This is a genomic window from Psychrobacter sp., assembly GCF_018260395.1.
In the GTDB taxonomy this organism is placed as follows: domain Bacteria; phylum Pseudomonadota; class Gammaproteobacteria; order Pseudomonadales; family Moraxellaceae; genus Psychrobacter.
Window position 1 is genome coordinate 1 of the sequence record NZ_JAGLBC010000087.1, and the last position, 10,397, is coordinate 10,397.

9 protein-coding genes are annotated in these 10,397 nt (G+C 37.5%); 2 read left to right on the forward strand and 7 right to left on the reverse strand.

Features of this window, described 5'->3' with window-relative positions:
* The first annotated feature begins 308 nt into the window (after positions 1-308).
* Complete coding sequence (locus QZ265_RS07490; RefSeq protein WP_296404927.1) at positions 309-1,199, forward strand: ABC transporter permease; 891 nt, start codon at positions 309-311, stop codon at positions 1,197-1,199.
* Between the two features lie 77 nt (positions 1,200-1,276).
* Positions 1,277-2,071 (forward strand): ABC transporter ATP-binding protein, encoded by a 795-nt coding sequence (locus QZ265_RS07495; RefSeq protein ID WP_296404928.1) that lies wholly within the window; start codon positions 1,277-1,279, stop codon positions 2,069-2,071.
* 152 nt (positions 2,072-2,223) lie between these two features.
* Here QZ265_RS07495 and QZ265_RS07500 read toward each other — a convergent pair whose 3' ends face one another.
* From QZ265_RS07500 to QZ265_RS07530, 7 genes are all read right to left on the reverse strand, one after another.
* Positions 2,224-3,492 (reverse strand): saccharopine dehydrogenase family protein, encoded by a 1,269-nt coding sequence (locus QZ265_RS07500; RefSeq protein WP_296404930.1) that lies wholly within the window; start codon positions 3,490-3,492, stop codon positions 2,224-2,226.
* Positions 3,493-3,917: 425 nt separating this feature from the next.
* The gene (gene nspC, locus QZ265_RS07505) at positions 3,918-5,057 is read right to left on the reverse strand and encodes a carboxynorspermidine decarboxylase (protein ID WP_296404941.1); all 1,140 of its coding nucleotides are present in this window, start codon (positions 5,055-5,057) and stop codon (positions 3,918-3,920) included.
* A 262-nt stretch (positions 5,058-5,319) separates the two neighbouring features.
* Positions 5,320-5,841: a septum formation family protein gene (locus tag QZ265_RS07510; RefSeq protein WP_296404932.1), complete on the reverse strand. Its 522-nt coding sequence runs from the start codon at positions 5,839-5,841 to the stop codon at positions 5,320-5,322.
* Positions 5,842-5,979: 138 nt separating this feature from the next.
* On the reverse strand, positions 5,980-7,224 hold the full coding sequence (locus QZ265_RS07515) for a hypothetical protein (RefSeq protein ID WP_296404934.1): 1,245 nt from the start codon (positions 7,222-7,224) through the stop codon (positions 5,980-5,982).
* Between the two features lie 72 nt (positions 7,225-7,296).
* Positions 7,297-8,163 (reverse strand): MoxR family ATPase, encoded by an 867-nt coding sequence (locus QZ265_RS07520; RefSeq protein WP_296404936.1) that lies wholly within the window; start codon positions 8,161-8,163, stop codon positions 7,297-7,299.
* 524 nt (positions 8,164-8,687) lie between these two features.
* Entirely contained in the window at positions 8,688-9,368 is a 681-nt protein-coding gene (locus tag QZ265_RS07525) for a hypothetical protein (protein WP_296404938.1), read from the reverse strand.
* Between the two features lie 266 nt (positions 9,369-9,634).
* A complete protein-coding gene (locus tag QZ265_RS07530; protein ID WP_296404940.1) occupies positions 9,635-9,955 on the reverse strand; it encodes a YcgL domain-containing protein in 321 nt (106 codons plus the stop codon).
* Positions 9,956-10,397: the final 442 nt, after the last annotated feature.

Sequence of the window (10,397 nt, forward strand, 5' to 3'; positions counted from 1 at the left end):
ATTTATAAAATATTTGTATATCTGATAAAATATCTTGAAATACTTTATCAAATGTAAATTTTTTTGCCCTATATATCCTTATTGTGTTATCGCTCTATATTAAGCCATATAAAGATATAATGGTCATATACTAATAGAACATATTATTTGAATACCAAATCATATGTCTTATTAGTTGGCTTAGTAAAAAACATTAAATGCAGATTTTATCTGTTAAATTTATTTTAAACGTCTGTCAGCCTAGTCTTTTAGGATATTTTGGCATCTAAGTACAGGCGTTTGAACCCTAAGCGGTGTCTAAATCTCTTATGTCTCTCATTGCTTTTTTTGGTGCCCTTGAAAGTGGTCTTATTTACGCTTTAGTTGCTTTAGGCGTACTTATCTCCTTTAGAACGCTAGACTTCCCTGACCTAACCGCTGATGGAAGTTTTCCATTAGGTGGTGCTATTGCTGGCATTTCAATTGTATCCGGTATTGACCCTTGGGTTGCTTGTGGATTAGGAATGCTGGCAGGGGCTGTAGCTGGTATTGTTACCGCTTTTCTTCATGTTAAATTGGGCATATTACAGCTATTGGCAAGTATCCTAGTGATGGTCGCTTTATATTCAGTTAACCTTCGTATTATGGGTGCGCCAAACTTACCGCTTTTAGGCGAGCAGACCGTATTTAGCACATTAGTAACCAATGAAAATGGGTATTGGATGCGCTGTGTCATTATCGGCGCTGTGGTGCTGATTGCCAAATTATTATTGGATTGGTTCTTTAGCACCGAAGCGGGTCTATCAATGCGAGCGACAGGTTCTAACTTGCGTATGTCTCAAGCTCAAGGAATTAACACCTCTTGGATGACCATTATCGGTATGGCAATCTCTAACGCTTTGATTGCTTTAGCCGGTGCGCTATTTGTTCAAACCCAAGGCGGTGCAGACATCTCTATAGGTATTGGTACTATCGTCATTGGCTTGGCAGCGGTTATTATTGGTGAAACCATTATTCCTGCAAAACGTATTTGGTTAATTACTTTAGCGGTGATTCTGGGTGCGGTTATTTACAAGCTATTTATTCAAGTGGCGTTGTCAAGTGACACCCTTCGTAGTATCGGTTTTGGCTCACAAGACTTAAACTTGATTACAGCTTTACTGGTCGTAATTGCTCTGCAGTTACCTTCAATTAAGTCAAAAATATTAGCAGGTCGTTGAACTTAAATGATGGGCTAAGCTGACTTTTAGCTTCACTGAAACTTTAAGCCATACCGAATTTATAAGGATATCGCTCTATGATGCAAGCCAATGACCTTAGGTTGACTTTTAACCGAGGCACTCCAATTGAAAATCCTGCTTTACAAGGCATCAGTTTGAATATTGCTGAAGGCGAATTCGTAACTGTTATTGGAACTAACGGTGCTGGTAAGTCCACTTTTTTGAATGCAGTGAGTGGCACTATACGTGTCGATAGTGGTTCAATTTTATTAAATGGTATTGAAGTTACCAAAAAGTCTGCACATCAAAGAGCACACTGGGTCGCTCGTGTCTTCCAAGACCCTATGGCAGGTACTTGTGAAGCTTTAACTATTGAAGAAAACTTAGCGCTTGCCTATAAGCGTGGCGGTAAACGTGGTTTAAGTTTCGCCCTAAATAATAAAAATCGTGATCTGTTTAAAGAAAAGCTATCTATTTTAAAATTGGGTCTAGAAAATCGTTTGACCGATAGAATGGGATTATTGTCAGGTGGCCAACGCCAAGCAGTCAGCTTGTTAATGGCCTCTTTGCAGCCTTCTAAAATTCTTTTGCTTGATGAGCACACTGCAGCCTTAGACCCTAAGACGGCGGCATTCGTATTAGAGCTGACGGATAAGATTGTGACCGATAATAATCTCACAACAATGATGGTGACCCACTCAATGCAGCAGGCGTTGAATCATGGGGACCGTACGGTGATGTTACATCAAGGCCAAGTGGTATTAGACGTATCTGGTGATGTGCGTAAAGACATGACTGTGCATGACTTATTGGATATGTTTGAAACCACTCGTGGTGAAAAAGTTGAAGACGACAGTTTGATTTTAAGTTAGTTGTCTCTTAACTTAGTTGTGTCTTAAGTTAATGCCATTTATCAATGAAAGACTCATCATATGAACCTAACCCCATATATTGTGTCCAATCTATGGGGTTTTGTTCAAAATACAGTTTGAAGTATTACAATCCAATAGAATAAAACTAAATTTTAAATATTAAAATGTAAAGGACGGTCGCCTTGATCGTCTTGGATTCGTGTAGGTAAACCCATGTTATTTAACAAATTAATAAAGGGTTTCACATCCAACTCTTCAACGTTTACCATACGTCCAACATCCCACTTACCGGTAGCTATAAGCATCGCTGCAGCAACAGGTGGTATGCCAGCCGTGTAAGAAATACCCTGACTACCTACTTCATTATAAGCTTCTTTGTGGTCAGATATGTTGTAGATAAAGATTTCGGTATCCACCCCATTTATCTTACCCTTAACTTTATCACCGATACAAGTCTTACCAGTATAGTTCGGAGCCAGTGAGCTTGGATCTGGAAGAACTGCTTTTACAACTTTTAATGGCACAACTTCTTGACCTTCAGCGGTCACTACAGGTAACTCAGATAATAAACCTAAGTTTTGTAATACGGTAAATACGTTAATGTAATGATCACCAAAGCCCATCCAGAAACGGATGTTTGGCACATCTAAATTGGCAGATAAAGAATGGACTTCATCATGTCCACTTAAGTAACTGTTCTGCTCGCCCACTACTGGTAAATCGTCAGTACGTTTGACTTCAAACATTTTGTTTGATTGCCACTGACTGTTCTGCCAAGAGTATACAGTACCAGTAAATTCCCGAAAGTTGATCTCAGGGTCAAAGTTAGTTGCAAAGTATTTACCATGGTCACCTGCATTGATATCAATTATATCGATATCGGTAACAGAGCCTTGATCCATCATGTCATAGCCAGCTCGAGCATAAGCATTCACCATACCCGGATCAAAACCTGCTCCTAATATTGCAGTTATATTGTTTTGCTCACAGCGCTCTTTACGCTTCCACTCGTAATTGCCATACCAAGGTGGTGCCTCGCAAATTCTACTGGGATGTTCATGAATTGCCGTATCAATATAAGCTACACCGGTATTAATACAAGCTTCAAGTACGGTCATATTAACAAAAGCAGACCCTACATTAATAACAATTTCAACCCCCGTCTCATTAATAAGCTCGGCAACTGTTTCAGAGTCCATGGCATCAATAGCATGAGAATGTAGCTCACCTGGTTGCTTAAAGCTACCCTTGTCTTTAACGCTAGTTGCAATGGCTATGCACTTATCAATGGTGCGTGAGGCAATATGCAACTCACCCAATACATCATTATGCATAGCACATTTATGAGCTACAACTTGGGCCACGCCACCGGCCCCAATGATTAAAATATTACGTTTAGGGGTTTGAACTTTATTAGTCAATCTGTAAATCCTCCTTAGTGGGTCAATTTATTAATAGATAATTGACACCGTGAGTGTTGTGCGTGAATTAAAAAGGAAGAATTGGGAAAACCCACGCACCCGAAATTATTTAAAAAAACAACTTATACTTAGTTTTTTGAGCTCACTACATTGCCCTCTTAATTATTCTATAAAGAGAGAAAACGCATAAATCCATTGAAACTCAAAACCGTGCATTATAATGTTTAACTGTCATTTATGCGACAATAATTTATAATATGCTATAAAACATGTAAAAGTAAGTCGCACTGGTTTTCTGAAACGTAACTATTTTAGTCTTCTATTTAGCTAATTTATATAAAATGAAGGTCTATAGATATATAGCTAGACTGTTCTTAATTAATGTCAACTACTAGATAAAACAGCACTGTTCAAATCATTAGGTATTAAGACAAGCTGGCTTTAAAGTCTTCATAAGCAAATGTTTTTTGTACTTTTAGCTCGCCTTTCTCATCGCAAATAACAATAGCAGGCATCGCTACCCCGTTAAACCAGTTCTTTTTGACCATGGTATAGCCAGCAGCGTTCCCAAAGGCTACTTTATCGCCAATTTTCAAGGGCTGATCAAGCGCATATTCACCGAAGATATCACCTGCTAAACAAGACTTACCATAAATTATAGTGCTATTGTCTGTTTGTTCAGAAGTTATATGGCTAGTCTGATCATTTAGCTGCACCAAAGGTGCGGTCTCACGATAAATTAATAGATCCAACATATGAGCCTCGATAGACGCATCAACCACCGCCAAAGGCTTGCCATTATGTAAGGTATCTAATACAGTAGTTACTAGCTTAGCTGCATTATGAATACAAGCTTCGCCTGGTTCTAAATATACTTGAACCCCATACTTTTCGCTAAAGTCTTTTAATCGACTAGCCAGCATTTCAAGCGGATAATCGGCAGCGATAAAATGAATACCGCCCCCTAAGCTTACCCATTCAAGCTGATAAAACAACTCACCAAATTTATTTTCAATATCAGATAAGCTTTCACTAAAGGCTTCAAAGCTATCATTTTCGCAGTTGTTATGTATCATTACGCCTGTTATTTGATCTATAACTGGCTTAATTTTTTCGATATCGTGCTCACCAAGACGGCTAAAAGGTCGAGCTGGGTCTGCAATGATGAACGAAGAGTTACTGGTTTTTGGATTAATACGCAGGCCAACAGGAACTGCTTTTGCTTGAGCTTTATCTTTAAAGGCATGTAACTGATTAAATGAATTAAAGATAATTTTATCGGCGTAAGTTAAAACCTCATCAATCTCGTCCGTGCTATAGGCAACACTATAAGCATGCGTCTCTTTATCCTCACCAAACTCTTCTTTGCCCAAACGCACTTCGTTTAGCGAAGAAGAGGTTGTTCCATGTAAGTATGGCTTCATGTCCTCAAAGACACCCCAAGTGGCGAAACATTTTAGCGCCAATAAAGCTTTTGCCCCAGATAAGTCACAAAGACGTTTTACAACTACCAAATTCTGCTTTAGGTTAGCAATATCAATTTGATAATAAGGGGTTGGCGGCATAGATTTATTTTGCATAGGACTTCCTACTTAAAGTAGATGGCTTTAGGTGAGTTGCAACGAAGATAAGTATATCGGGTACAAGTAGATAAATTAAAAGGGTCTAAATTTATAAACCTTTTGTCTTATCAGAGACGAATTATAAGAATAGATAGATAACTTATCAATGTTTCAGATCATAGCGTTAGACCCTTATTGATAAATTTAATTAGATTAAGTAGTCATATATAAATAATTTGAAGATATAACTGGTGATTTAAGAGGTCTATTTTTTTACATCTTTTAGGGGAATGTTAAGCTTAACACCAATGTCAGGATGAAAGGCATAACATATTGCTTCTTTGCGTCCAAGATTCCAACTGTCTGTAGTAGGGAACAAGACTGACATTTCGTAATAAGACTCTTTGTAATTCTTACCCACGTAGCCTTTGAACTCATCTTCACAAACATCAAGCATATCTTCAAAAAACTCATCTTCATCAAGGTGATCTTTAGCCTCTTCTGGCAATTGATGAATATAGTAAACTTCATTGTCATGGGGAGCTTTGCATGATAAGGGTTGTAGAGCAATATTAGTAATGGCAGCGTTCCTATGTCCGTACATTTGGGTATCTTCTGCACTCGCATCATTAAAGCACATACCTACAAATACCTCACCTGGCTCTGGTTTAACCTTGTTATCGCTATCCACTGTTTTATTACAGCCAGTAGCTAATATCGCTATCATTAAAGCAGGTGAGACTAACTTTATAGATAGCTTAACTGTGTCTATATAAGACTCTATCAATTTACTTCCTTTAAATATTTATTAAATGTACCCTAATACTGTCTACAAGGTTAGTGCTAGTTTTATTGTTATTGTTATTGTTATTGCTACGGCTACTTTTACTGTTATTGATACGGCTACTGTTATTGCTACTCATAACTATCTGGCCAAATATTCGGTCATCTCTTCTACCCCATGTAAAGTCATCGGGTACATATGCCCATCCATCATTTTTTCAATTTCACCAATAGTATGAGTGTGTTGCCAATAAGCTGAGTCTTCAGGATTAAGCCAAGCCACTTTATCAAAGTGTTCAAGTACCCTTTTTAACCAGACCACTCCAGGCTCAGAATTCATATACTCTACACTACCCCCAACTGAAAACAATTCATAGGGTGACATCGACGCATCTCCAACAAAGATAACTCGATATTCACGCCCATATTTTTGCAATAATTCCATGGTTGGGGTACGTTCCGAATGCCGCCTTTGGTTGTTTTTCCACACAAAGTCGTAAAGACAGTTATGAAAATAATAAAATTCAAGCGTTTTAAACTCATTTTTGGCGGCTGAAAACAGTTTTTCTAAAGCCTCAATATGCATGTCCATACTGCCACCAATATCAAATAGCATCAGTACTTTTACTCTGTTACGACGCTCAGGTTGCATATGGATATCAAGCACCCCTTTTTGCGCGGTCATTTTAATAGTTTGATGAATGTCTAACTCATCAGCACTACCAGTACGAGCAAATTGACGTAGGTTGCGTAACGCCATTTGCAGTTGACGCGTTCCCAACTGTTTGTCATCGTCAAGGTCACGATATTTACGCTGCTCCCACACTTTAACGGCACTGCGTTTACGTGACTCACCTCCAACGCGAACCCCTTCAGGATGATCACCATAGGCACCAAAAGGAGAGCTACCACCAGTACCAACCCATTTACTGCCGCCTTGGTGACGTTCTTTTTGCTCTTTAAGACGTTCTTCCAACGCCTTCATAAGCTCCTCAAGTGATCCATATTTTTTTAGCAATCGGCGTTGCTCTTCGGTCAAATTCTTCGGATCAAGCTTTAAATCAAGCCACTCTTGAGGAATATCAGTGAGCTTTGCCATTAATTCATCAATATCTAGACTGTCTATACCATCAAAGTAATCGGCCATTGCCCGGTCAAACTTATCAAAATGACGCTCATCTTTAACCATGCATAGCTTTATCAATCGGTACATATCATCACGGCTAGCGAAGTACCATAAGTCTTTATCATTAGGAAACTGTTTAGATAATTCAGGGTGCGGCTGACGCATTAACCCCTTATCAAGCGCAGCATTAAGATCTAATAGCTCACGGGTACTGACCGGCACGCCGTAGGTACGTAGGGTATAAAACAGTTTTACAAACATATCCGCCTAGCCTATCAAATGAATTACATTTATATGGTAACACCTATAAATTAGCTAAATATCTATTAGCGTCTAGCGTCGCATCATATTGGCAAAGCGTTGCAATAGCGTAATATCCGCTTCATTCTTTAATAAGGCACCGTACAATGGTGGGATAGATTTCTCACCACGTAGATTTTCTTCTAACTCTTGCTGCGCCATATCATCTGCTAACAGTAGCGTTAACCAATCCACTAACTCTGAAGTTGAAGGTGGCTTTTTAAGGCCTTGAATATTACGTAACTTATAGAAAATATCTAAAGCATCATTAACCAGTTTTTCTTGGATATTAGGGAAATGAACATCGATAATTTGTCGCATGGTTTGCTCTTCTGGGAAATCTATATAATGGAAGAAGCAACGGCGTAAGAAAGCATCTGGCAATTCTTTTTCATTGTTTGATGTAATAATAACTACTGGGCGCTTGTCAGCGGTAATGGTTTGACCTGTTTCATAAACATAGAACGACATTTTATCTAACTCGTGCAATAAGTCGTTCGGGAACTCGATATCGGCTTTATCAATTTCATCAATCAATAACACACTGCGCTCATCTGAGGTAAATGCTTCCCAAAGTTTACCAGGCTTGATGTAATTATTAATGTCATACACTTTATCATCACCGAGTTGTGAGTCGCGTAGACGTGATACTGCATCGTATTCATACAGCCCTTGCTCAGCTTTGGTGGTAGATTTAATATGCCATGTAATTAATGGCATACCCAAGCTTTCTGCCACTTCTTCTGCTAGCAAAGTTTTACCGGTGCCAGGCTCACCTTTAATCAATAATGGCTTTTGCAAAGTAATGGCAGCATTTACCGCTAACTGCAAATCTTCGGTAGCGATATAGCTTTGAGTACCGGTAAAGTTGTTATTTGAGTTTTGTGTAGATTGCGTCATAGTTATTGTCTCGATGAATGTATAGAATTTTAGCTTTTCAATTATTATATTAACTGCTTAGATTATTTGTTATTAGACCATTAAATACATATTAGACTATCAATTAAGCTATCAATGGGGCTAACAAATAGTTAATAAAAATGTTAATAGACATTAGGTTAATTTAGAAGTAGTTAGACTTAAAATGAGGTTCAAAGCTATCTTTGTCTATCAAACTTACCGCAACAATAAATGCCATAAGTTCCAATTAGCTTGAAGTGTTAGACGGCTTAAAATACAAATTAATTTTTATCTTTATAGTCAGATATTTATAACTCAATTGAATGAAATAATAGTTTAATTTTCGTTATTTTTAAGATTTTGTTATTTAAGAGACTATTGCTAACATAGTTTAGCTATAAAACTGTTGCTATTAGAACGTTGATTAAAAAATATTTATAACATGCAGACAAGGCCAACTCTATAAGTTACGGTTGACCCATATATTTTACTAACATATTTAAGAAAAGAGTCTCAAAAATAAACTACACATCTTTTTTATCAGAAGGCTCATTTGTAACATTGCTACTTTTACTAAGGTCATTTACAGAAGTATTTTTGGCAACCTCAGAAGCTTGCTTCGCTACGGGTACCTCTGTTCCATCTTTTACTATCTTAGCTTTTATTAACTCAGGCTGTGGATTTACAGCATCCTCATCGTTTGCAAAGTCCATATAATTGGCAGAAGCCAATTGCATATTGGCCCTTTCATCGGCGACTGCTTGTTGACGGGACTGCTCAGCATTTTTTTCAATGATATTTTTAATTAATTGCCAGATAAAGCCTAATACCAGACCTACTGAAAACACTACTAAAATGGGCAATAGGCTACTTAAAGCCAGCCCAGGCTCCTTCATGATAATGCCGTAAACAACCCCTATACTTGCTGGCGCCACATCACCAGTATTATTAGCAGCAGACCCAGGTGCTAATAAAATAGAAAACAGAGCAAGCCAGCTCATACCACCTATGGGACTCGGTAAAAGCCTAACAATGAATAGCCATAGTAAGAGAACGACTACAGAGAAGCCAACATAAGCATAAATTGGCAGCATATCAGGCGGCACATCAGCCACCAAATGACTCCACCAAATAGTTAGTCGGTTCACTGAATCGCTGATTTCATCCAGCGGCAAATTAATAAGAATGTTGCGTAACCAATCCATGCAATGCTCAGTCTACAAGTGAATTAAAATTAAATTGAACATACTACTGTTTTCTTTGAATAAGGTCAGAAATAGGTCAATTTTAAACTCGCATATTCTACCATGACTCTATTAGTTATTAACAAAATCATAGTAGGCTTTTAGTTTATGATTAATTTTCAAATACAATCATTCAACTATTATAGCGAACTACCCTATCGTATTTTAAATTTTTTCTACACTAATTAAAAAATATTTTCAAAATCATAATGCTCAACCAATCAATATTAATCATAACGCTTATCTTGTGAATCTTTCATTCTAGCTTCAGCTTGAGCCAATAACACATTTGATGGCGGAGCTTGAATGAAATAGCCTTGTGACATTAGTTTTTCAATAACCTCTTGTTTGTCGACACGGGCTAACTTTTTAGTTTCCATCAAGTCTAAATGCATAAGAAACTTACCTTCCCCTAAGCCTTGACGTAAATCCTTGGGCAATACGCCTAGCCAGTCTCTAATTTTATTCGTGTCGTTCGGATAGTCTGGTCTGGCTATATAAACGTACATTTCGCTATGTTTCGGAAATTTATAAACGTCACAATGCATTACGGGACACCCTTTATTTTTAAAGTAGTAGTTTAACAAAAGCAATTATCATAACGAATAATCAAATTAACTCTAAGTTAATTTAAAACCTTTTTCTTTGTTTAATTCGGCTAACTATTTAACCAAACCTTTTATTAAGTCATCTCATTATACTCATATCTATGACTCTGTTACCTTTTAATTTATGATGTAAGTCGTGTTTTAAGCTGTGTTTTTAAGTTGCGTTTTAAGCTACTGGTAACGATATAATTTACCCCTATCAGACTAAGCTAGCAATTTGTGACTTGTAAAATATGTTCACACCTTTCATAATAAGGGCGTTTTTCAGGAGAGTGCAGTAGCTTTATTAATTCGACATAATAAATTTAACTTCTTCAGGTTTAATCATCTTAAAAAAGTTAAATCAATTTTAGAAAGTTAATAAACTCAGCTGCCACCGAAG